At 41.8% G+C, this 25390-nt stretch carries 18 protein-coding genes; 11 read left to right on the top strand and 7 right to left on the bottom strand.

The window, feature by feature from the left end; all coding sequences use genetic code 11:
- The first annotated feature begins 3 nt into the window (after positions 1-3).
- The 9 genes from SNE25_RS23365 to SNE25_RS23325 all read left to right on the top strand — a co-directional run bounded on the left by SNE25_RS23365 (position 4) and on the right by SNE25_RS23325 (position 16036).
- Positions 4-459: an L-rhamnose mutarotase gene (locus SNE25_RS23365; RefSeq protein WP_321561428.1), complete on the top strand. Its 456-nt coding sequence runs from the start codon at positions 4-6 to the stop codon at positions 457-459.
- 270 nt (positions 460-729) lie between these two features.
- A complete protein-coding gene (locus SNE25_RS23360; RefSeq protein ID WP_321561427.1) occupies positions 730-3015 on the top strand; it encodes a glycoside hydrolase family 95 protein in 2286 nt (761 codons plus the stop codon).
- 193 nt (positions 3016-3208) lie between these two features.
- A complete protein-coding gene (locus tag SNE25_RS23355) occupies positions 3209-5149 on the top strand; it encodes an SGNH/GDSL hydrolase family protein (protein WP_321561426.1) in 1941 nt (646 codons plus the stop codon).
- A gap of 17 nt (positions 5150-5166) precedes the next feature.
- Positions 5167-6471 carry an alpha-L-fucosidase gene (locus SNE25_RS23350; protein ID WP_321561425.1) on the top strand — a complete coding sequence of 435 codons (1305 nt, stop codon included), beginning with the start codon at positions 5167-5169 and terminating at the stop codon, positions 6469-6471.
- 24 nt (positions 6472-6495) lie between these two features.
- Positions 6496-8832: a glycoside hydrolase family 95 protein gene (locus tag SNE25_RS23345; RefSeq protein WP_321561424.1), complete on the top strand. Its 2337-nt coding sequence runs from the start codon at positions 6496-6498 to the stop codon at positions 8830-8832.
- 19 nt (positions 8833-8851) lie between these two features.
- Positions 8852-10888: an alpha-galactosidase gene (locus SNE25_RS23340; protein WP_321561423.1), complete on the top strand. Its 2037-nt coding sequence runs from the start codon at positions 8852-8854 to the stop codon at positions 10886-10888.
- A gap of 39 nt (positions 10889-10927) precedes the next feature.
- The gene (locus SNE25_RS23335; RefSeq protein WP_321561422.1) at positions 10928-13132 is read left to right on the top strand and encodes an alpha-galactosidase; all 2205 of its coding nucleotides are present in this window, start codon (positions 10928-10930) and stop codon (positions 13130-13132) included.
- Between the two features lie 187 nt (positions 13133-13319).
- Positions 13320-13925 (top strand): TetR/AcrR family transcriptional regulator, encoded by a 606-nt coding sequence (locus SNE25_RS23330; RefSeq protein ID WP_321561421.1) that lies wholly within the window; start codon positions 13320-13322, stop codon positions 13923-13925.
- A complete protein-coding gene (locus SNE25_RS23325) occupies positions 13922-16036 on the top strand; it encodes a beta-N-acetylhexosaminidase (RefSeq protein ID WP_321561420.1) in 2115 nt (704 codons plus the stop codon). Before SNE25_RS23330 ends, SNE25_RS23325 begins: the two co-directional genes overlap by 4 nt.
- 91 nt (positions 16037-16127) lie before the next feature.
- Here SNE25_RS23325 and SNE25_RS23320 read toward each other — a convergent pair whose 3' ends face one another.
- The 3 genes from SNE25_RS23320 to SNE25_RS23310 all read right to left on the bottom strand — a co-directional run bounded on the left by SNE25_RS23320 (position 16128) and on the right by SNE25_RS23310 (position 18384).
- Entirely contained in the window at positions 16128-16400 is a 273-nt protein-coding gene (locus SNE25_RS23320; RefSeq protein WP_321561419.1) for a DUF1905 domain-containing protein, read from the bottom strand.
- 41 nt (positions 16401-16441) lie between these two features.
- On the bottom strand, positions 16442-16870 hold the full coding sequence (locus SNE25_RS23315; RefSeq protein ID WP_321561418.1) for an SRPBCC family protein: 429 nt from the start codon (positions 16868-16870) through the stop codon (positions 16442-16444).
- 152 nt (positions 16871-17022) lie between these two features.
- On the bottom strand, positions 17023-18384 hold the full coding sequence (locus SNE25_RS23310) for a glycosyltransferase family 39 protein (protein WP_321561417.1): 1362 nt from the start codon (positions 18382-18384) through the stop codon (positions 17023-17025).
- A 257-nt stretch (positions 18385-18641) separates the two neighbouring features.
- Between SNE25_RS23310 and SNE25_RS23305 the strand changes: the two genes are divergently transcribed.
- The gene (locus SNE25_RS23305) at positions 18642-20237 is read left to right on the top strand and encodes a glycoside hydrolase family 172 protein (RefSeq protein ID WP_321561416.1); all 1596 of its coding nucleotides are present in this window, start codon (positions 18642-18644) and stop codon (positions 20235-20237) included.
- A gap of 82 nt (positions 20238-20319) precedes the next feature.
- On the opposite strand, the gene SNE25_RS23300 is transcribed toward SNE25_RS23305, so the two are convergent.
- The 3 genes from SNE25_RS23300 to SNE25_RS23290 form a co-directional block, all read right to left on the bottom strand.
- Entirely contained in the window at positions 20320-20748 is a 429-nt protein-coding gene (locus SNE25_RS23300; RefSeq protein ID WP_321561415.1) for a tail fiber domain-containing protein, read from the bottom strand.
- A 75-nt stretch (positions 20749-20823) separates the two neighbouring features.
- On the bottom strand, positions 20824-21150 hold the full coding sequence (locus SNE25_RS23295; RefSeq protein ID WP_321561414.1) for a hypothetical protein: 327 nt from the start codon (positions 21148-21150) through the stop codon (positions 20824-20826).
- Between the two features lie 105 nt (positions 21151-21255).
- Positions 21256-22638, bottom strand: a complete 1383-nt coding sequence (locus tag SNE25_RS23290) for a right-handed parallel beta-helix repeat-containing protein (protein ID WP_321561413.1) — start codon at positions 22636-22638, stop codon at positions 21256-21258.
- 423 nt (positions 22639-23061) lie between these two features.
- Here SNE25_RS23290 and SNE25_RS23285 point away from each other — a divergent pair, with 423 nt between their 5' ends.
- Entirely contained in the window at positions 23062-24762 is a 1701-nt protein-coding gene (locus SNE25_RS23285) for a DUF4091 domain-containing protein (RefSeq protein WP_321561412.1), read from the top strand.
- Between the two features lie 98 nt (positions 24763-24860).
- Here the strand turns inward: SNE25_RS23285 and SNE25_RS23280 are convergent, their stop codons facing one another.
- Entirely contained in the window at positions 24861-25280 is a 420-nt protein-coding gene (locus SNE25_RS23280; RefSeq protein WP_321561411.1) for a DUF1348 family protein, read from the bottom strand.
- Between the last annotated feature and the right edge of the window lie 110 nt (positions 25281-25390).

The raw sequence follows: 25390 nt of genomic DNA, 5'->3' as shown, positions 1-25390 counted from the left end.
TTTATGAATAAGATAGGGTTAACCTCAGTTTTTATCATGATTTGCTGTATGTATTTTGCAGCCTGCAATAATGCTCAGCAAAATAAAACATTACCCCAAACTACTACAGCCGATATCGCGAAAGTACAACGCTATGGTATGGTGACCGGATTAAAGCCCGAGAAAATGGCCTACTATAAAAAGCTGCATGCTGCCGTGTGGCCCAGAGTATTGAGAAAGATTCAGGAGTGTAATATCCGTAACTATTCTATCTATGTTCAAAAAATTGAAGGAAAGTATTACCTGTTCAGTTATTTTGAATATACCGGGCATAATTTTAACAAGGATATGGCCAAAATGGCTGCCGATACAACGACTCAGCGTTGGTGGAAAGAAACTAACCCGGCGCAAATCCCATTACCAGAAGCCGCTGCCCGTAAGCAAATATGGCAAAACATGGAAGAGGTTTTTCATTACTAAATAATTGTTTGGTTATAAGATTAAATAGCAGTAGTTGTTCTTCATTTTGGCTCTTGCTATAAAGCTAATTGGCAATTGCCTGAATACTGTAATTGTACCGATGCCAAATTAGCTTAATATATGGGTAAAATTAAAACTGTAAGCATTACATTTAATATTTATTTTAGCGCAAATTGCGGTCGAAATATCATTTAGAAGTGATTGCGGCAAAATCGCGGTTTAACCAATTAAACAAATTTTTCATCTTTAATAGAAATTCCCCTTTTTAAAATGGTAAGAAAAATACTCTGTTTTTCGCTGTTCGTTACGCAAGTAGCGTTTGCATCAGGTGTAACAGCCCAGCAATTAAACCCAGGCTTACATCAAAAAAGTTTAACAATTTGGGATGATAAACCAGCCAAAACATGGATGACCGAAGCTTATCCCATGGGTAATGGTCGTATAGGAGGGATGGTATTTGGCGGTTTGGGTCAGGAGCACATACAGTTTAACGAAATTAGCTTATGGACAGGCGATGAAAACGAAACCGGCGCCTATCAGGCTTTTGGCGATTTGTATATTGACTTTAAGGGTAAGGATTCTACCCAAAAAGTTCCACCAAATTATCGCAGGCAACTGGATATCAGCAAAGCTGTGCAGCAAATAAACTATACCGATAATGGTGTGACTTATAAGCGTGAGTATTTCTGCAGCTTTCCTGATAAGGTAATGGTACTGCATTTTACTGCTGATCAAAAAGGCGCTTATTCAGCCATCATTAAACTGAAGGATGCGCATAACGCAGTGGTGTCAGGTAACGGCACTTCCCTGCAAATTACCGGTAAGCTCGATAATGGTTTAGCTTACAACGCTGCAGTAACCGTAAAAACAGAAGGAGGACAAGTAGCTGTAGAATCGGATGGTAACGGTGGCTCACAGCTAAATATAAAGCAGGCGGATGGCTTTACCATATACCTGGATGCAGCTACAAATTACAGCAACAAACGTGAACAAAACTGGCGCGACGGAGCTCCTGATATCAGGGTAAAACAAGCCTTGTCTGCTGCTACAGTTAAAACATATCAGCAATTATTAGCCGCGCATCTTCATGATTATCAGTCTCTATTTGGCAGGGTTGCCCTGAATTTAGGTAATACACCGGCTCAGAGAAGCGCTTTGCCTACCTATAAACGTTTGCTGGATTATAAAACTGAAGGTGATCCGCAGTTAGAGGCTTTGCTGTTTCAATATGGCAGGTACCTGCTCATCAATTCATCGCGAAAAGGCGGCTTACCGGCCAACTTACAGGGCTTATGGAACAACAGCAATAATCCGCCATGGCGATCAGACTATCACTCCAACATCAACATACAAATGAATTACTGGCTGGCCGAGCCAACAAATTTATCCGAATGCCATTTTCCTTACCTCGATTACATTAACAGTATGCGTGAGGTGAAAAAGGAGAGCACAAAGAAACAGTATCCCGGCGTTCGTGGCTGGACGGTTAAAACCGAAAACAACATTTATGGAGGTTCCAGCTTTTTGTGGAATACACCCGGCAGTGCCTGGTATATGCAGGGGATTTGGGAGCATTACGCTTTTACAAAGGATAAAGCATATTTGAAAAACTTCGGCTACCCTATAATGAAAGAAGTGGTAGAGTTTTGGGACGATCACCTGAAACGCCGCCCTGATGGTACGCTGGTTTCGCCGCTGGGCTGGTCGCCAGAGCATGGACCTACCGAAGATGGGGTGACTTATGATCAGGAGATTGTATACGACCTGTTCACCAATTATATGGAGGCTGCCGATGCTTTAGGTATTGATAAGGCATATCGTGATCGGGTTGCCGATATGCGCGAGCATTTACTAAAACCCAAAATAGGCAAATGGGGCCAGCTGCAGGAGTGGGAAACAGACCGCGATGATCCTAAAGATACGCACCGTCATTCATCAAACCTTTTTGGTTTGCATCCTGGTCATAGGATAAGCACCATTAAAACCCCCGACCTGGCTAAAGCCGCTAAAGTAAGTTTGCTGGCACGCGGCGATGTATCTACAGGCTGGTCAATGGCCTGGAAAATGAACTTCTGGGCGCGTTTGCAGGATGGCGACCACGCGCATACCATCGTTAAAAACTTTATTACGCTGGTTGGCGGCTCCGGGGTTGACTATAATGAAGGTGGTGGCCTTTACTCCAATTTATTTTGCGCACACCCGCCATTCCAGATTGATGGAAATTTTGGATATGCCGCAGGCGTAGCCGAAATGCTGGTACAAAGCCAAACTGACGAAATTCAGTTATTACCGGCATTGCCAAAAGTATGGGCAACCGGCAGTGTACAGGGCCTGCGTGCCAGAGGCGATTTTGAAATTACCGACATGCAGTGGAAAAACGGTAAGATCGTTAAACTAACCATAAAATCGTTAGCCGGAGGCGACTGCAAGCTTCGTGTTCCTAATGTATTAAAAACTACTGTTAAGGTAGTAAAGAATGCAAACGCAGGCAATGATTTTGGTTATAGCTTTAAAACAGAAGCGGGCCGGCTTTATACGTTCTCTGCATCTATTTAACCATTTATACCGGCAGTTTATTTGATTTTTAAAGGGATTGTCCATCTGTTTCGATGGTTTATCCATTTTTTGCAAGGTAATTACCAAATACATTTACCACGCCAATAAAACGAGGTCAAATAATTATATGCTGCAACTTTTTAATGTTCAAACAGGGCTATGCCTTGTACTGATAAAAATTTCCATATAAAAAATGATAAAATTTAAACACCTATTAATCTTAACATTAGCAATCAGCGCTGGCCTGCAGGTAAAAGGTCAGGACAACAAAGTAGCATTGTGGAAAGGCTTTGAGAAAGTGCAGGTGAATATTGATGGCCACGATGCTTATTACGTAAAACCCACGCATCCGCTGCCGGGTAACCCATGGGTTTGGCGCGCCTCATTCCCTGATTGGCATACCGAAATTGACAGCATATTGCTAACCAAAGGTTTTTATGTAGCCTTTGTTAATGTTGATAACCAGTATGGCAGCCCGGCATCGTTGCAGGTTTGGGATAAATTTTATACTTACCTGACTGGCAAACTGGCCTTTGCGCCAAAGGTGGCTTTGGAGGCTGTAAGTCGCGGCGGGTTATATGCTTATGGCTGGGCCAAGCGTAACCCGGATAAGGTAAGCTGCATTTATGCGGAAACTCCGGTGTGCGACATTAAAAGCTGGCCGGGAGGCAAAGGAAAGGGCCCCGGCGATGCCGCTGCCTGGAAAGAGTTAAAACAGATTTACCATTTTACCGAAGATCAGGCCATAGCTTACAATGATAATCCTATTGATAATTTGGAAGGTTTGGCGTCATTCCGTGTACCGGTATTGCACACTATTGGCTTAAATGACAAGCTTGCTCCGCCCGATGAAAACACTTACCCCTTTGAAAAAAAATACCTGGCCTTAGGTGGCCCGATGAGTATAAACCCTATAACCCAGGGGCCAATGGAATTGCAGGGACATCATTTTAAGATTGATCGCCCGGATTATTACGCCGATTTTATTATCAATAATTCTTATCCGGTAAAAAAGGTGCTGCCTTATAGCAACTACATTAAAACAGGCAGTAAGCTTAATAACTTTTATTACGCCGCTGCAGTTAAGAAAAAAGCTACGGTTTCTTTTTTGGGAGGTTCTATTACCTTTAATCCGGGCTGGCGTGATAAGGTTTGCAAATACCTCAAAGAAACCTACCCTGAAACCGATTTTCATTTCATCGCTGCAGGCATTCCTTCGTTAGGTAGTTTACCTCATGCTTTCCGTGTACAAAGAGACGTGCTCGACTCAGGCAAAACCGATCTGTTATTTGTAGAAGCCGCTGTGAACGACAGGGGTACCGATAGCACTACACAGGTGCGCTCATTAGAAGGTATTGTGCGGCACGCGCGTAATGCTAATCCATATACCGACATTGTTTTCATGGCATTTGTCGACCCTCAAAAAATAGAAAATTATAGCAAGGGCAAAGTATCGCCTGAGCTGGTAAACCACGAAATGGTGGCCGCTCACTATAACCTACCCTATATAAACCTGGCTTTAGAAGTTAATGATAAAATAAAAAACAAGGAACTAAGCTGGGCTGACGATTTTAAAGATATACACCCGGCCCATTATGGTCAGGAGCTGTATTTCGCCAATATTAAAAGCCTGCTGCAGACTTGTGTTGAAACTACATACAAAGCGCCATTTAAACTGACTTTACCTAAACCAATTGATAAGGCCCGTTTTGAAAACGGTAGCTATTATGATCTGACCAACGCCAAACCGGGTGAGGGATGGCAAATTACGCCAAACTGGAAACCCTCGGACGGCTTACAAGTCCGCGATGGGTTTGTGAATGTGCCGGTGTTAAATGCTACCGAGCCGGGTTCTGAGTTATCATTGCCGTTTAAAGGCAATGCAGTTGGTATAGCCGTAGTTGCTGGCGGCGATGCGGGTACCATATCCTACGCGGTTGACAAAGACGAATTTAAAGATCTTGATCTGTTCACTGAATTTAGCAGCTGGTTGCACCTGCCTATTTATCATTTACTGGGGGATAATTTAGCTAACGGCAGCCATGTGCTCCGGATCAGGATAAGCGAACAAAAAAACAGCGCAAGCAAGGGGCATGCCTGTCGCATTGTGCATTTTTTTGTGAACAACAAGTAAACTATTATAAACCCAATATGAAGAAGAAAAAGGCGGCGTTGCTGATAGCACTGGTAATGAGCACCTGTACGGCCATTGCCCAGCAAAAAACACCTAAAGCGGTTATGGATCAGTTTATGGATAAGCGCTTTGGTATGTTTATTCACTTCGGGCCGGTAACTCAGCGCGGAACAGAAATTGGCTGGAGCCGTAATGACCAGGTTGCACAGGCCGACTATGATAGCCTTTACCACGAATTTAATCCGCGGTTGTTTAATGCCGATGTCTGGGTAAAAACGGCAAAGGATGCCGGCATGAAGTATTTGGTAATTACGGCCAAACATCACGATGGTTTTTGCCTATGGCCTACCGCTTATTCTGATTATAATGTTGCTAATTCGCCTTTTAAAAGGGACATAGTAGGCGAGCTTGCCGAAGCCTGTAAAAAACAGGACGTAACCTTTTGTATATATTTTACCGTACTCGACTGGCATGATCCTGATTATCCTATCCATAACCCGCATGACACTACACAAAGCAAAGGCTTAGGAGGCAACATGACCGCTTTTAAAACCCGCATGAAAAATGAATTGCGCGAGGTGATAACCAAATACAAACCCTTCATGCTTTGGTTTGATGGCTATTGGGAAAAACCATGGACAACCGCCGACGGCAAAGAAATATACCAATTTATTAAAAGTGTTGATGCCAATGTTATTGTAAATAACAGGCTTGGTAAAGTAAACGATAAATTGGATGGGGATGCGGTAGGCGATTTTTTAACGCCAGAGCAAACCATTGGCAAGCTAAACATGAATGAACCTTGGGAAAGCTGCATTACTATTTGTAACCAATGGGCATGGAAACCTAACGATCCGATGAAATCGCTTAAACAATGTCTTCAAACTTTGGTAACATCGGCATCGGGTAATGGCAATTTGCTGTTTAATGTAGGGCCAGCAATGGATGGCCATATTGAAGGCAGACAGGTTAAACGCCTGCAGGAAATGGGTGCCTGGTTAAAACTCTACGGCGAAAGCATATATGGCACCCAGGGTGGTCCTTATGTTCCTAATGAAACCTATGGTGCAACCCGCAAAGGCAATAAAGTTTATCTGCATATATTTCAGCGTAAAGACGGCACATTAAGTATTCCGGCTTTAGCAAATGTTAAAATCACCAAAGCCTATTTTATGAATGGTGGTGCTGTAATTATTAAAACGGATAAGGATAACTATAAGATTGAGTTGCCCGCCACTTTACCCGACGAAAACTGTTCGGTAATTGTTTTGGAGCTGAACAAAGACGCCGTTAATATCCCCGTAATACCAGTAAAAGCCTAATTATCCTAATTATAAATTAAACTAATGATAACCAAACGTTTCACATCTATAACAACGGTACTGCTGTTTGCATCAACATGGAGTTTTGCCCAAAAGCAGGTGTTAAGATTGCATTATGACAAACCCGCCGCAACCTGGGAAGAAACCCTGCCGCTCGGAAACGGGCGCCTGGGGATGATGCCCGATGGCGGAGTGAATGATGAAAAAATTGTTCTGAACGATATTACCCTGTGGTCTGGCTCACCGCAGGATGCCAACAATTACGATGCTTATAAAAGCTTGCCGCAAATACGCGAATTGCTGCTCGCCGGAAAAAATGTGGAAGCTCAGGCCCTGATTGATAAGGACTTTGTATGTAAAGGCCCGGGTTCTGGCGGCAGGCAATGGGGTTGCTACCAGGTTTTAGGCGATCTTGACCTGAAGTTTGACTATAAGCAGGCCGATGCAAAGGCAACCAATTATCAAAGAGAGCTTTCGTTAAGTAATGCTATGGCCAATTGCAGCTACCAGGTTAACGGCGTTACCTATAAACGCGAGTATTTTACCAGCTTTGGTGATGATGTGGATATGATTAGGTTAACAGCCGATAAACCCGGCCAGCTTAATTTTAGTATCAATATGTCACGCCCCGAAAGATCTGTTACCAGCACATCAGGAAATACACTGCAAATGCAGGGCCGTCTTGATAATGGTACCGATGGAAATGGCATGCAATACCTGGCCAATGTACGGGCTAAATTAACAGGTGGCAGCATTAGTTCTACATCAAACAGTCTGGTTGTGAAAAATGCTACTGAGGTTATTATTTATATATCAGCAGCTACCGATTTCAGAAAGCCCGATTTTAAACAATGTATCCAGCGTGATCTTGATGCCGCTATGAAAAGGCCCTATGCACAGCAAAAGCAACAGCATATTGCAAACTTTCAAAAGCTGTTTAATCGGGTAGATATTAATTTAGGGGTAAATGGCGATAATCCTGAAACTACCGATCAGCAATTGTTAAGTTTTCATAAATCACCCGATACTCATAAGGATATGCCTGTACTGTTTTTTCAGTTTGGAAGGTATCTGAGTATTTGCAGTACCCGCATCGGTTTGTTGCCGCCAAACCTGCAAGGATTATGGGCAAATCAGATACACACGCCATGGAACGGTGATTATCACCTTGATGTGAACGTACAAATGAACCATTTCCCGGTAGAGGTAGCTAATCTTTCTGAACTTAATTTACCGCTGGTTGAGTTGGTGCGCGGTCTTGTTAAAAACGGTGAAAAAACCGCTAAAGCGTATTACAACGCCGACGGATGGGTGGCTCATGTAATTACCAACGTATGGGGCTTTACCGAACCCGGTGAAAGTGCCTCATGGGGTGTCACCAAAGCAGGTTCGGGTTGGTTATGCAGTAATATTTGGGATCATTATGCTTTTACTAACGATAAGGCTTATTTAAAAAGTATTTATCCTATTTTAAAAGGTTCGGCGCAATTTTACAGCAGTATCCTCATTAAAGATCCTAAAACCGGATGGATGGTTACCGCACCGTCTTCATCACCCGAAAATAGCTTTATGATGCCCGATGGCAGCGGTCGGCACGCCAGCATTTGCATGGGGGCAACTATAGATAACCAGATCATGAGGGAGTTATTTACCAATGTAATTACCGCTTCTGAAACATTAGGTATTGACCCGGCTTTTCGTGATACCCTCAAAGTAAGGTTGAAACAAATACCTCCGGCAGGCGTAGTCAGCAAAGATGGCCGCATACAGGAATGGCTGGAAGATTATCAGGAAACGGAACCACAACACAGACATATATCTCACCTTTACGGTATATACCCGGCCGCTGAAATTACTCCAGAAGGTACACCCGAGTTGGCCGAAGCCGCAAAAAAAACTTTGAATGTACGCGGCGACGATGGGCCAAGCTGGTCAATTGCTTATAAACAATTGTTTTGGGCACGGCTACATGATGGTAACAGGGCCTACAAATTGTTTACCGAAATTATGAAACCAACACTGCGTACTGATATAAATTACGGTTCAGGCGGTGGCATTTATGCCAATCTGTTGTCTGCCGGTCCGCCGTTCCAGATTGACGGAAACTTTGGTACTACCGCCGGTATTGCCGAAATGTTGATACAAAGCCACGAGGGTTATATCAATCTGCTGCCCGCTATTCCGGATTGCTGGAAAGCATCAGGCGAGGTTAAGGGTTTAAGAGCCCGCGGCAATTTTACGGTTGATTTTAAGTGGAAAGATGGTAAGGTAACCAGCTATAAAATTATCTCAACCACGCCTCACAGTGTGAAGGTTAAAGTGAACGGGGCAATAAAAACAGTAACTGCCCAAAAAGCCTGACCAACCATTAATCGCAACAATGAATAATTTTATAAGAACATCATCCAGGCTGTTCATCGCCTTATTATTATTGCCATTTGCGGTATCGGCTCACCTGCCGGCAACCCCAAAACAGGTTATTATTACCTATGGCGAAGGTAGCTCTATCTTGTACGACTTGGCGAACGGAACATATACTGTTTATCAGGGTAAATACGTGGCATATTCCAATGTAACCGCTACATTTAAAATAAATAATAAAACCGCTGCGTCAAAAGACTATACCTCAAGGGTATACAGTGAAGCTCTGGTAAATGACGGTTTTGGCAGGGGCACAAAACATGTAATTACGCTAACCGGTAAAAATTTAACCACTGTAAAGCAGGTGTTTTATACTTATGCAAACAGGGAATTTTTTCTCACCCAAATAGAAGCTACAGGTAAAAACTTAAAAAGTAATTCCATAACGCCATTTTCGGGGAATATTCCTGCTGTTACCGGCGATGCACGCAGCATTTTTGTGCCGTTTGATAATGATACCTTCATCCGCTATAACGCCAAACCGTTTGTCGCACCGTTCATTAACATGAGCGCGGAGGTTGGGGCGGTATATGACAACACAACTCGTAACGGCTTCGTCGTAGGTTCAGTGGAGCACGAAGTATGGAAAACAGGTGTACGCAGTACGGCCAAAACAGACAGTGGTAATACCGTAACCGTTTGGAGTGGATATACCGAAGAAAGTGTTACCCGCGACAATATAACGCATGGTGAAATTAGCGGTGACCTTATCAGATCGCCAAAAATATTTGTAGGGTATTTTGCCGACTGGCGCACCGGTTTGGAAGAGTATGCCAGGGCCAATCGTATTGCCGAACCGCCTTTTGTTTTTAACTGGACAAAACCCACTCCCGTAGGCTGGAACAGCTGGGGCGTAATGCAGGAAAAACTTAACTACGAAAAAGCTACAAAGGTTGCTGATTTTTTTGCTGATAGCCTATCAAATTTCCGTGCCGGAAACACTGCCTTTATTGATCTGGATTCGTACTGGGATTTTATGCTGAAAGGCGGCCTGGAGGGTGATTATAGTAAATTGAAGCAGTTTGCTGATTACTGTAAAAGTAAAGGATTGCAGCCAGGCGTTTACTGGGCCCCATTTACCGATTGGGGATGGAAAGGTGGTCCGGATAGAAAAGTACAGGGCAGCAATTATACTTATGGCGACCTATGGACAAAGGTTGGCAACGGCTTCCACGATATAGATGGCGCCCGCGCCATCGATCCGACACACCCGGGTACCAAACAACATATCGACCTTGTTATCGGGAAACTGAGGGAATGCGGCTTTAAAATGATCAAAATTGACTTTTTAGGGCATGCCACTGCCGAGTCAACTCATTTTTATGACCCGAAAGTTACTACAGGTATGCAGGCTTATCGCGAAGGTATGGAATACCTGATCAATAAATTAGGCGATCAGATGCTGATCTACGCCGCTATTTCGCCAAGCTTGGCTACCTGCCGGTATGTACACACTCGTCGTATTGCCTGTGATGCTTTTAAAACGATAAAAGATACACAATATACCCTCAACAGTATAAGCTATGGCTGGTGGCAAACTTTTTTATACAATTATGTTGATGCCGATCACGTAGTATTATCAACAGAAAGTAAAGGCGCCAATCGTGCCCGGATGCTCTCTGCAGCTATTACAGGTACATTTATTACCGGCGATGATTTTTCTGAACATGGGCAATGGAGTGCTAGGGCAAAGGCCTGGTACCAGAATAAAGAGTTGCTTAAAGTTATTGAAAACGGTAAAGCATTTGAACCAGTAGAAGGTAACACCGGCGAAAACGCTTCTGAAATGTTTACACGCAAAATTGGCAACGCGGTTTACCTGGCTGTGTTTAATTACTCAAACGAGCCAAAGCAATTAACAATTGACGCAAAAAGGATAGGACTTTCCCTGCAAAAGAAATATATTGTTCGTGAATTATTGCAGGGTAACCAGGCCAGTATGAATATAAAAATTGGCGCTGCCGATGCCGCTTTGTATAAGCTTGAAGTAAAATAATAGACTGATATAGTAACCTTAAATAATAACCTGATAAAAGTGAGAAAAACGTTTCGAAATCATTTAATACCCTTGTGCCTGTTGGCTGGCGCCACCTTTACCGCAGGTAACAGTTTTGCACAAACGGTAACCATCCCCGTTGAAACCCAGAACAATGCGCTGGTACTGCAAACCGATGCTGGCAAAAACCTGAAGATGGTTTATTTTGGTGCAAAACTGAGCAACACCAAAGAGTATGAAAACATTCAGAAGATGTATAATCAGGCCGATGATTCGGGCATCCTGAATTCGGCCTATACGCCGTCGGGTTCAGCAAATTTGGCCGAGCCCGCCATCACAGTTACCCATGCAGATGGTAATAAATCATTAAGTTTGGCTTATGTGAGCCATGTGGTTACAAAGGTTGATGATGATATATCGCTGTTAACAATCACCCTTAAAGACCCTGTTTATGATTTTGAGGTAAAGTTGTTTTATAAAACCTATTTTAAAGAGGATGTTACCGAACAATGGTCGGTTATCAAGCATAACGAAAAGGGGATTGTAACACTCAATAAATTCGCATCGGCAAACCTAAACTTGAAAGGTGCAGGTTTTTGGCTTAAACAATATCACGGCAACTGGGCGCTGGAAATGCAACCCGAAGAAGCGAAATTAACGCATGGAATTAAAACCATCGACAGTAAGCTGGGAACCCGCGCCAATTTGTATGAGCCATCAATGTTCATGGTATCAATGGATAAACCGGCTACCGAAGATGAGGGCAAAGTTTTATTAGGTGCGTTGGAATGGTCGGGCAACTTTAAAATTGACCTGGAGCTTGATGTTTCCGATAACCTGAGAATAATACCGGGCATTAACAATGCTGCTGCAGAGTATCATTTAAAACCCGGCGAGGATTTTACCACACCGGCATTTGTTTACACCTATTCTAACCAGGGTAAGGGCGATGCCAGTCGTAAGCTGCAACGCTGGGCCCGCAAGTATAAGATTGTGGATGGCGAGGGCTCAAGGCTTACATTATTAAATAACTGGGAATCCACCTATTTTGATTTTAATGAGAGCAAACTTGCCGAATTATTAAAAGATACTAAAAAACTGGGCGTTGATTTGTTTTTACTCGACGACGGCTGGTTTGGCAACAAATATCCGCGTAATGGGGACAACGCCGGTTTAGGCGATTGGCAGGAAAATAAACAAAAACTACCAAATGGCATCAGTTCGTTAGTTGAAGAGGCACAGGCAAATGGCGTAAAATTCGGTATCTGGATTGAGCCTGAAATGATTAATCCGGCCAGTGATCTGTATCATAAACATCCGGATTGGGTAATTAAACAACCTAATCGTCCGGAGAAATATTTCCGTAACCAGTTAGTGCTTGATCTGACTAATCCAAAAGTACAGGATTTTGTATTTGGTGTGGTTGACGATCTGTTCACCAAAAATCCTGATCTGGCTTATATTAAGTGGGATTGCAACGCGGTAATTTACAATGCTTATTCGGCTTACCTGAAAAAAGACCAGTCGCATTTATATACCGACTATGTGCGCGGCTTATATAAAGTGCTGGAGCGTGTAAGGGCAAAGTATCCTAAGGTTCCTTTAATGCTATGCTCGGGCGGTGGAGGCCGGGTTGATTACGGCGCGCTTAAATATTTCACTGAGTACTGGCCAAGCGATAATACCGATCCACTGGAAAGGATTTTTATCCAGTGGGAGTATTCTTACTTCTACCCGGCTATCACCAGCTCAAACCATGTTACGGATTGGGGTAAGCAACCAATCAAGTTCCGTACTGATGTAGCTATGATGGGTAAGCTGGGTTTTGACATTGTGGTAAGCAAACTGGGTGAGCAGGATATGAATTATATACATGGCGCTCTGAAAAGTTATGACGAGTTAAAAGACGCGATATGGCATGGCGACCAATACCGTTTGCAAAGCCCGTGGGATAATGATGCTGCCAGCATTATGTATGTCGATGCCGCCAAATCAAAAGGCGTTGTATTTAACTATCTGGTGAACAATCGTTATGGAGCCGGTACTAAAGTGCCTATCCGTTTAAAAGGCCTTGATCCGCAGAAGAAATATCAGGTTAAGGAAATTAACCTTTATCCGGGTTCAAAATCATCATTGGATAGCGACCTTGTTTTAACCGGAGATTTCTTAATGAACGTTGGCGTAAACCCGCGTGTAAATAGTCACCGCTCAAGTGTGGTTTTACAATTGGATGAGGTGAAGTAGCCCAATTAAAATAAACGCTTATGTAAAAAGCCTGTAGAATGTATTTTCTGCAGGCTTTTGTTTTAAGTGAAAAGTATTTTCATTATTGCTTCACATCAAGGAACGATATCATGGCGGGTCTAATGATGGCGAACAAAAGTATTTTGCAAATGGAAAATATTTTTATAATTTTATTTTCCATTTGTAAATGACTAAAGAAGATATCATTCAAAACGCCCTTAAGCAATTTTTACTGAACGGCATCCGGAAAATGACCATTCAGCAAATCATTGCGCCATTAGGTATATCTACCAAAACAGTATATAAGCATTTTAATAGCAAGGAAGAGCTTTTAGAGGCTTGTCTGGTAATACATTATGGAAGGATGAGCCAGGAGTTTAATGATTTTGGAAGGTCGGATATGGATCCGGCAAATCGGTTGTTCTTTATATTTTTTAAAGGTCTGGAAGAGGATTTTAAAGCGGCGCCTGTATTTTACCATGACCTTAATTATTATTACCCCGAAATTCATGATAATGTACTTTCAAAATATCAGGAAATATATCACAAGTTTATTATAAACGCTATAAAAGATGGAATAGACCAGGGTTATTTTCATCCGGAACTCCACGAGCCCGTGGTATTGGAGACTTTGGGATTATTGTATCGCTCCCTCACCCGAACAGGACAGTATGACAAGTTTGAACTTTCACCCTTTGACCTGGTAGCAAATACCCTTACCATTTATTTAAGAGGCATTTGTACCGCCAAAGGCATCAAAATATTAAATAATCTTAAACCCTTATCATCATGAGAAAAATTTTGCAAACCCTTTTTCTGTTGCTTGTGGCTTTAAAAATTAATGCACAGGATATGAAAACCGTCACCCTTTTACCGGTTCCGCAGCATATAAATTTTACCAGTGGACGTTTCGCGCTAATGGCCAACTTTACCATAGCCGTAAAAACTGACCCAGGTGATAGTATATTGTATTTTGCTGTTAACCGTGCGTTCCAAACACTTAACAGGCGTACAGCGCTGTATTTTGGGCAGCAGCGTATAACGGTTAAAGATGTAAGCGATACCAGTTTGTTTATAATAAATGTAAAACATAAGAAGGGGATGAAAATAGGCAGGGATGAGTCATATTCCTTAACGGTAAGCACCAAAAACATCGTATTGGAAGCTCCTGAAACCATAGGTGCTTTACACGGGCTCGAAACCTTTTTACAATTGGTACAGCATGATCAGGAGGGTTTCTTTTTACCGGCGGTTAATATTCAGGATAGTCCTCGTTTTGTATGGCGCGGCCTGATGATAGACGTGGCTCGTCACTTTATTCCGGTTGATGTAATTGAACGGAACATCGACGCTATGACAGCGGTAAAAATGAACATATTGCACTTGCACCTTTCTGATGATGAAGGTTTCAGGATAGAATCAAAAGTTTATCCCGGGCTACAAAAAAAAGGTTCTTATGGCGAATATTTTACACAGGCACAGATCAGGGAACTGATTACCTATGCTAAGAAACGGGGTATTATAATAGTGCCTGAATTTGATATGCCCGGGCATACTACCAGTTTTTTGGCAGGGTATCCGTATCTGTCAAGTACTCCGGGCGCAATGTATCAGCCAGGTCCGCGTTTCGCGTTTACAGGCAAGCCAATGGATATTATGAATATGATCAATACCAGCCCAACCCCCTCTTTTGATCCTTCTAAAGAGTCCACTTATATTTTTCTGGATAAATTTTTAGGAGAAATGTCCTTACTTTTTGACTCACCTTACATGCACATTGGCGCTGATGAAAACAATGGCGTATCATGGAAAAACAATCCTGATATAGCAGCCTTTATGAAAAAAAACAATATTCCTGACACCCATGCGCTACAAGCATATTTTGTAAACCGGGTGCAGCGGCTGTTAACCAAACATCACGTACATACCATAGGCTGGGAGGAGCTTTTATCCGAAAACCTGCCTAAAGATGTAGCCGTGCAGGTGTGGACAGACGGTTCGAAAATGAATGCTGCCGCCAAACTCGGGCATCCTGTTATTGTTTCCAAAGGCTTCTATCTGGACGTTTTTATGCCGGCCTATACGCATTACCAGAATGATTTGCTGGTTGATAAGCTTTCGGATACGCTTGCATCAAAAGTTATTGGCGGTGAAGCTGCTCAATGGGCTGAAGCAGTTGATAAAGACAATATAGAAACCAGGATATGGCCGAGGGCGGCTGCCATTGCTGAAAGACTTTGGTCGCCTGAACAGGTAAAAGATATTGATGATATGTATCGCCGCCTGTTTCTGATCAATACACAATTAGATGAAATAGGGGTGCAACATATCAGCAGTTATGAACGCGGTTTGAGGCGTATTACAAGAGGTAGAGATATTACACCACTAAAAACACTTACTGATGTTTTAACCCCGGTAAAAGGCTATAAAAAACTTTTCGCCCGAATGACAAAGCCATTAAATGCCACCTACCAAACGGCCCCTTTAACGGATGTATCGGATATTGTTTTTGTTGATTCGGAGATACAAAGACAGTTTCGAATGACCGTGAAACATTACCTGAATAGCCCAAATGAAACAGATGCCGGACTGATTGCCGCACAACTTGAAAAATGGAAAGCTAATAATACCGCATTGGAACCACTAATCAATAGCGGATTGATAAATAATGATATTAATGAAAATGCTAAAAAGCTGTATACAGCCGCGCTAATTGGCCAGGAAGCTTTAGAGCTGTTGAAAAACAAAGAAAAGCCAACGCCTGAACGGGTGAAGGGATGGCTGAATACATTAGATCAAATGAAAAAAGCGTATGGCGAAGTAGACCTGTCAATTATTCCTGAAATTAAAGCGCTTGTTACTCAGCAGATGGAAGCAGAACCTGCCAATTACCCGATAATTTAATGCAAACCAGCATTGGTTAAAACCTTATTCATATTCAAAAGCCTTTCAGCAATACTGAAAGGCTTTATAATTTCCGCAGGATTTATTTATGTTATAAACGTTCCTGCAAATCTATGGTCACCATATCACCAACATCTTTTGAAATCAACTTACGCAGATCGGCTTTTATAGGTAATTTGTGCGTACCGTTGCCGAGGGCCATAAATGAGCTTTGAAATGGGTGACCGTCAACCAGGCCTTTTACTTTCACTAAACCCTTTGTTCCAAAAAACTCAACAGAACCGGGCCAAACCAAATAAGTCCAGCCTCCCTTATTAGGGCTTTTTTGCAGCATTGCTCTAAATTGTTTATCCAGGGTATTCATAATCATTTAATTTATTTGTGATGATGTTCTATACCGCTCCGTTATTTTAACGATTCGGTATAGCTTTTGAAATTGTTCAAAATAGCTTGCCAGCCGCCTTGCTGCATTTCAATAGGGTTGATATCTTCTGCTTCAAAGGTTTCCTTTACTCTTGTGGTATCTCCATCCGGAGTAAACCAGATTTCTACTTTCCGTCCATCGCCGATGGTATAGGCTATTTCTTCGTTGGTTTTTACGCGGTCGTACACACCTCCGAAATCAAAACCGAAGCTCCCGTCTTTAGCCTCCATTCTCGACAAGAATTTACCACCTTCGCGCAGATCGTTTTCTGCCCTGGGGGTGTGCCAGTCGTCAGATGGGCTACACCATTTAACAATATGTTCAGGATCGCTCCAAGTTTTCCAAACTTTTTCAACTTGGGCATTAACGGTAGCTTCTACAGTAATGGATGTTTTTTCTGTTGTAGTCATTTTATTTGTCTTAAGGTAAATAATTCTATTAGTTGATTTTATAATACAAACATAACGTGAACATTATAAAAAGCAACGTGCTGAAAATGACAAATTAAGGGGGATTTTGCGACAATCTATTTTCAAACCAAATATCATGACAAGCCGGTATATTAAACCAACACAGAACGCCTTTTTATATCAACCATGAAATATATTTTATCAATATAAGAAAACGATGCGATAAGCAATGCGGGAATAATAGCCAGGATAAGTCGCTGGTATTCAGAGTAGCCACCCAGGATGGCTATCGTCATCTGGCCGCAAATAAGCAGCCAAAGCACCATGTTAAACCAGGGAGTTTGTCTGTTTTTGATCCATACGATAATGATCAGAATCAGGTCAAGCAAAATAAAAAAGTAAAGGATATTAAAGGTTATATAAAATATTGAATATTCAGCCTTCTCTATCTTAAACGCCAAAGAGCTTCGCTTATGCCCAGCGTAATTGGTAAATATGTTAACAGCCTGCAGATCGAACAGTTTACTGCCAATATATTGCATATAAGCCACAGGCCGGTTTTTTATACAATTAACAATAAAAATATGAACCCTGTCCGGATCAAACCGTTGCATAATGTTTATTCCGCTAACATGTTTGCCTGGGTACTTTTGTTCGAGCTCTGAATTGTATTTTACGGCCGTCGATATTTCGGTGTCGTTACCGTACATGTAAATGTTAGCACCGACAATAACAGCCATTTGATTGCCGTTGCTTATCTGCGAGATGCCGTTAAAACCATTGTTCCTTTTATTTAAAACGGAATAGCCCAGTATTAAAAATATCACAACTACTGATGCCGCCAAACCAGACAGACACATGCTGCGATCTTTTTTGAATATCAGCAATCTTAGCCCCCAAAAAACTATTACCAAAGGCAGCAAATAGATAAACGAAGGGCGCAGCATGATGGCTATAAATACAAACAAGGTAAGCAGCCAGGCTTTTAAATGAGCAGGCTTTTGCAGATAGTTAATCACCATATACATGAAAATTAAGCCGAAGGTAACGGAGAGCGATTCGGTAAGTACCATTTTATCAAAATTGATAATTGGCAGCATTGCACCATACGATATTGAAGCAACGAATATCATAATACGGCTTTTAAAAAACGTGCGTACTATTTTGTAAAACAGAATAATGGATAAAAAAGATATTAAAATTTGCGCGGTAACAATATGGTCAATAAGGCTTTGGCTGCCAAACAGGTTAATCAGTTTTATAAAATACGGATAGACCGGTGTGCGGCGGCCATCTGTTTCGCCTAGCAGTATGTTGGCATGAAAGTTTAAATAAGATGCCGAATCAACGGCAATGGTATTAAGCAATACGGAGTAATAAACGTATCGTATAATTGCGCTGATGGCTAATATCCAGAATAATGGCGCACATATAAGCTGTACCAATTTATCATTCAAGCGACCTTTTTGCGCAATGACCGGCAGTTTTAATTGGACGTTGTTTTTAATGCTCATGTTCCTGTTAGCTAACACCTTTATTATTCGTTATCTACAGGCGAAAGGTTGCTTTAGGCAGCTGTTTTATAGTCAGGTAACAATCTGAAAATATTAGCATTGAGTTTCGTTTGTTGTGGGTTGTAAGAAAATTGTACATTTAAAAAAACTGATTTGAGCAGGGGCTGGCAATTTGTTCTTAGAAATTAATATACAGCCTTATTTCACAATTAAGTCCCAAATACACTAAAGAACTGACACCTGAATAAATTATGAGAATGAAAATTATGTTTTGGCCGGGAATTGCGGCGTTATTCCTGTTTTATTATGGCCATTGCTCTGCACAAACAAGTGTTAGTTTGAAAACCCTGCTCAGGGAAATGACATATGCCGGCGCAGTTGCCAGATGGCCCGCACCTGTATATACAACGATGCAAGCCAGCAGTTACGACAGAAATTCTGTATCGCCCGATCAACCAGGATGGTTTGCCAATGATGACCGGTCACAATACATCAGGACGGAACAAGTGAATGGACGCAAGGAAAAGGTAATGATGGATGCCGATGGCCCCGGTGCTGTTGTCAGATTTTGGCTTACAACTTTCCGGCGCAACGGAAATATCCGGATCTATTTTGACCGCAATACCGAACCAGAATTGGTTATCCCAGCCTATGATCTTATGAAAAGCGGGTTGCCGTTAGGAAAAGCTTTGCTGGAGCCACATTCCAGTTATGAAGCTAAAGAAAAAGGAGGGAGCACACTCTATTTGCCCATGCCTTATGCAAAACATTGCAAAATTACCTGGGAAGATCTGGACACGGATAACCAGCCACGTTATTATCAGATAAATTACCGAACTTATTCGCCAGATACCAAAGTGGGAACGTTTACCCTGTCCGGGTTAAAAAAACTCAAAGAACTTGCAGATTCGGTTGATCAAAAGCTGTTGACCCCGACAAATACCATTCCCGGGCGAAAATCAGAAATGGACTGTACAATTCTTCCGGCAGCAAAGGCATCTTTGAATTTACCTTCCAGATCGCAGGCTGTACGTTTGATTACGCTGAAAATCAAAACCTCAAAAAATGAAGACTATGAACAGGCTTTACGTTCGACTATACTATCTATTGAGTTTGACGGACAACAAACAGTCTGGTGTCCGGTAGGCGATTTTTCTGGCAGTGGTGTTGGCGGTAAGCAGCTGCAAAGCTGGTACAGAACAGTTAGCGCCGATGGAACGGTGATTAGCCGCTGGGTAATGCCTTATCAAAAATCGGCCAAAATTACGCTGTTGAATAAAGGCGCCGTTGCTATCCAGGCTTCTTTGTCGGTCGTTTCTGATAAGTGGCATTGGGATAATCGCAGTATGTATTTTCATGCGGATTGGAAAAATGAAAATAACGTAGCCATAAAACAAACCGAAAAAGACAGACCTGCCGACTGGGAGTTAAACGCGATTACCGGCAAGGGTATTTTCCTGGGAGATGTTTTAGCAGTTTACAACCACATGCATAAATGGTACGGCGAGGGAGATCAGAAGATATGGTCGGATGGCGCTAAATTTCCTGTAGAATTTGGCACAGGAACGGAAGATTACTATAACACTTCCTGGGCGCCGGTAGTGCTGTATCAAACGCCCTTTGCCAACGCACCACGGGCCGATAACCCGGACTCCTACGGGTACAATACGTTCACCCGTACCAGAAATCTTGACGGTGTGACGTTTAATCGTTCCTTTCGTTACACCTTAGAAACCCTCGGCTGGGAAAATGGCCTGTCGGATTTTGCCGCGACTACTTATTGGTACGGCTTTAAGGGTGCTAAGAGCAGCGTAGGGGCAAAACCAGCTGCTACCGAAATTTTGCCGCAGTAACTTTATTATATAAATAAGGCAAATGAACAAAGCGAAATACATAAGATGCGGCAACTGCCACATCTTATGTATGCAATTAAGCCTACTTGCTTTTTTTTAATTGTTCTATCTCGGTCCTAAGATCGTTGATTTGTGCCTGCTGTTCTTTTACAGCGCCAACTAATAACGGCACTAATTTTTCAAGGTTAACCTCTTGTGTGGTAATTGCACGTTGATTGCCCTTGCCTGCTGGATACCAGTGATTGCGGTTACTTACAGCAGATGGGACTATTAGTTTTGCATCATGTGCAGTAAAACCAAATTGTTTACCGGTTGGTAAGTTAAGTTGTTTGTATCCGTTATGGTCATATTCATAACTAACGGGTTGCAGCTTGACAATATAATCGAGAGAATTGACAATAGGTGTAGCGTTGATTTTCAGGGTATTATGATTTACTTGTTGGGCAAATGTAGCTTTACTAACAACTGAGAACAACATAAATAGCAATATGAATTGAAAGGGAAGTTTCATGATTTATAGATTTAATTTTGATAATATTTTTACCTGCCAGCTTTGTGGCAAGAGTTTTTAACAGTAACAATAAAATTAAATCGTATAATTTGGCGGAGGGGTAGGTACAGGGGGAACCCAGGCTAAGTGATGATTGCTTTTTTCGTCTGGATAATCAATTACTTTACCGTGCATGTGGAACTGCGGCAACAAGAGATCAGGATTTAGAGACCAAAATTCTTTCGGGTTGTTTTCTTTGTTTTCGGTCTTTTCTGCTGCATCGTCATCGTCATTAACCAGGCTGCAATCGGTTTGACAAACGCTGGCTTTTTTAAAAATCGAAGTAATTGACACGCCGGTGCTCTCCAGTATAGAAAATATACATACAAATACCAGTAAATATTTTAGCCAGGCGAATTTCATGATAAATATTACTATGCAAACATAGTAAATTAGAAGCTTAAGGCAAAGCAATTTGTAAAGTTATACCTTATTCACCAGGATCGGATATGATGTTTGCCGGCAATATCAATACTCAGTAGCTCCAATGTCAAAGGCGTTACCCGATGGACGTTTAATACCATAAAAATCGGAATTTACCCCATATGTTGAAGCGTTTGCTCCTTTATTAATAAGCGGTGATGCCGAATATAAATGAAAGTTATCCGACTCGTAATTTACAAATCTGCATGAGCTTACACTTGTGCTTGTATAATTATTTGAAGCCGTAAGCTTAACACTGGTGCTCTTTCTGATGATGTAAAGGCCTGATCCTGGGTGTATGATAGCGTTGTTAATGGCTGTATTCATTGGAATAGTTTCGGAGTTTAATTTTATACCACCTAAAACTGGCGCAATGATGGTATTGTTTATAAACCAAAAATGAGGCCCCGGGGTGTATCTTGAATCTGCAAAAATGCCGTAAGCTTTTGAATTTATGATATAGTTATTAAACAATATATTATCTCCCAGGCCGAGCAGGATAATGCCGTTACCGGGCGCGTTCTTGATCAGGTTATTGTAACATTTGCCCCCGGTACCTTCACCTATTTGTATGCCATTGTTTTGGTCATTTGCAAACGGGCTTATCCCTGGAGTTTTAACCGTATTGTTATAGATATAGCATCCTGAAGTAGCGCTGCCCACCTGAATACCTTCACAGCCGGTAGAATCGGTTATATTTTTGTATATTTTGGCATTCACTACATCATGAGGTAAAACCTTACCACAGGCAAGTGATACCCCGTCGGCATAAAAGGAATTTCCTATATACAGCCCTTCACCACCTGTTTTGTGAACATAGTTGTTATGAATGATGATATTTTTCATTGTAAAATGGCCCCGCCAGGTTGTAGCGTCGCATGTAGGGTCGGTTTTTGCCATAATACCCGCAAATCCGCTATTACGAACTTCAACATTTGCGATCTCAAAATCAGAGCTCAAATTATCCATTGTCATGCCGATGTTGCCGCCATTTACATTAAATCCGTAGGTAACACCTGGAGCTCCGTTTCCTAATACTTTGAAATACTGGCAGTTTTGTGTCTTAAAAGCATATGAAGCAGTAGCTGTTGTTGAAAAGGTTACTTTACCACCCTTATTAATAAAAATTATAGGATTTGCCGCTGTCCCTTTAAAGTTTTTAAGCAGCAAAGCGCCTCGGGTTCCGGCAGGGATACACACTGTAGATCCGGCCGGTATCTTTGTTCCGTCAACCATCCATTCAGAAGGCTGAACAGTATAATTGCAGTTAGCAACTGCCTGGGTACTCAGGGTTTCGGGAATTGTATCTTGAGCAGGAGTGGAGTTTGGCGCCGTTTCGGCTACGTTTGTACTTTTGGTACACATTACAAAAGATGATATAATAAGTATGCCAGCTATCAGGCGTATGAAGTAATTTTTATTTTCCATTTATAAGTTTAAGGCAGGTGCTAAAATATATCAGATTTAGAAATCCATCATATTTTAGCTTTTCGTGCTTCTGTGAAGCCACACATTATACGTTGCTTTTTATATATTGTTGTTTAAACATGCAGGAATAAGTTAATCCTGGCGCCACTATTGGAATTGTGTTTAATGCCCTAATATAATGGATAATTTATATAAATACCCGTGATATCCGATTTTGCGTGAGGAGAGTGTGAACCAATAGCGCTGATTATTTTTTCTTATGAATACGAATTCAGACTGTTGTTAAAACAGAAAGGGTTAAAAATATATATTTTTATTTTAAAAGTTAAGTAAAATATGAGTGGATTTTTTAGCTTTATAATAATTTTGAATACGTATTCATGTATTATAAACTTATAACCTATTAAAGAAATCGTCATAGAGATGAAAAGCAAAATTCTGATACTCATTTCACGAGCGTTTATCCTCTGCTTGTTTAGCATTCCCTCAGTTTATGCGGCAGATAAAACCGACTCACTTAACCAACATATGGATGTTTGGCTGGAAAGCGCTTTAAATAAAGTGTTTCCACAATCACCGGTGCTGCAAAGGAGTAATATGACACTACTCGCCGCCCGAAACAGCAAGATATCTTTTCAGGTGGCATTCCATAACCAAATGAAGGATCAAACGCAGATTGCTTGCGTTGTAGAAGGCGGAGATATCCATACACAGGTGCGATATGTAGGACTGGTGCCTTTCCCGCATTTCAATACTGATGTAAGCAAAGAGGAAATAGACGGTATTGGCTATTTGCCGGGGATGTTACCCGAACCGCTTTACCCTGTTTCCAAATCCGACGCAACACCTTATGCCAGCCGTTCATTTTGGATAACCTTAACCGTACCGGCAGCGATATTGCCCGGCGAGCATGAGTGTAAAGTAAAACTATCATGGACAGAAGGAAAAGCGCAGAAGGAACAGCACCTTTCGGTTAAAATTAAGGTGGCTCGTTTGGTGGTCAAACCGCGTCATGATTTTCACGTAACCCATTGGTGGCGGGGCGAAGCCACAGCGTTGTATTATAAAACAGCGTTGTATGATGAACGCTGGTGGCAGCTCACCCGCGCGCAAATGAAAAACCTGATTGAACACGGCAATGATGTGGCTTTTATTCAAAACCTGTTTGAATTGCGGGCTGTATTTAAGAAACCCTGCCAAATGCTGATTGTTAATGAAACCAGCCCGGGCAAGTATACTTTTGATTGGACAAACGTAAAACGGTTTGTTGATATGTGCCATGAATTAGGTTATGCAAAGTTTGAGTGGGCCCATTTATGGCTGTACTGGGGGGTAGCGGATGCCATGCACATATATGCTAAAAACGAAGATGGTACGTATAAAATGTTATGGGATGAGCACTTGAAAGCTACAGACCCTGTATATATTAATTTTTTGAAGCAATATCTTCCGGAATTCCATCACTTTTTAAAGAAGGAGAATTTATTGGAAAACTCTTATTTCCATTTATCCGATGAGCCATGGTCTGAACATATCGAAAACTACAAAAAAGCAAGAAATATTCTGCATGAATTAGCGCCCTGGATGAAAGTAATGGACGCGCTGAGCGATATAAGGTATGGCCGTGAAAAGCTGACTGATATTCCGGTTCCTATTATCAGTTCGGCTGAAAGTTATTTAAAAGAAGGTATACCGCATTGGGTTTATTATTGTACCGGGCCGCGTGGGCCATGGCTTAATCGTTTTTACGATACCCCTTTGGCAAAAATACGCATGTCGGGCTTTCTGTTCTATAAACTAAAAGCGCAGGGTTTCCTGCACTGGGGATACAATTTTTGGTATAAGCTGGATACCGAACAATCTATCGATCCATTCAATGAGGGTGCTGCTACCGCCTATCCGGGTATAGCCGAGGGCGATCCGTTTGTGGTTTATCCGGGGCCCGATGGTCCGTATGACTCTATCAGATGGGAGGTTTTCGCAGAAGCGTTGCAGGATTATGCCATACTGCAATCTGCAGGGATAAATCCAGACAGTCAGTTACTTAGTGATATTAAAAGTTATCGTGATTTTCCGAAGCAGGAAGCGTGGATAAATAATATAATGGTAAAGTTGTTAAAGTAGTATGGTTCCTGATTTAGGCTGGTGCTTGCGGTTCAAAAGAAGAAGACGTCCGATTAAGGGCGCCTTCTTAAGTGACCAAAGTACAACCGTCGAACAGCTCACACCAATTTTCGATCGCTTTCAGTTATAGGTTCGTCATTAAAACTGGTAAAATTCATTTGCACATATCCATTGTCGTCAAACTCAAAAACCTGTACACCATAACTTCTATACCATTGTCCGGCAATATCATGCCATTCACACTCAAACCTTACAGCCATCCTGCCTTTAAGTGCCCCCCAAAGATCCAGCTTTAGTTTAAAACCCAATTGTTGTTCCCATTTACGGTTTAAGAATTGTTTAATTTCTTCATGTCCGTTCAAAAACTCTGTGCCATAGCGAACTTCAGCCTCAGGAGCATAACCTGTTATTACTTTTTCCGGGTCAAGAGTGTTCCATTCGTCTTCTATGATTTGTAATTTTTGTGCCGCGTTTTCCATATCCCATGGGGGTAGCGGAAATCTTTGTTCTATTGTCATGATGCAAATGTCATTGTTTGCAAAACCTGGCAACATGGATAAATCGGGTAATGACATGGATAAACCATAAGCGATCACGAAATTATTATCATAAAAATTTAGCTTTTGTT

This window comes from Mucilaginibacter sabulilitoris (genome assembly GCF_034262375.1).
Classification (GTDB): domain Bacteria; phylum Bacteroidota; class Bacteroidia; order Sphingobacteriales; family Sphingobacteriaceae; genus Mucilaginibacter; species Mucilaginibacter sabulilitoris.
Note: the sequence above shows the minus strand (reverse complement) of the source record. Positions and strands in the feature narration are given on the sequence as shown.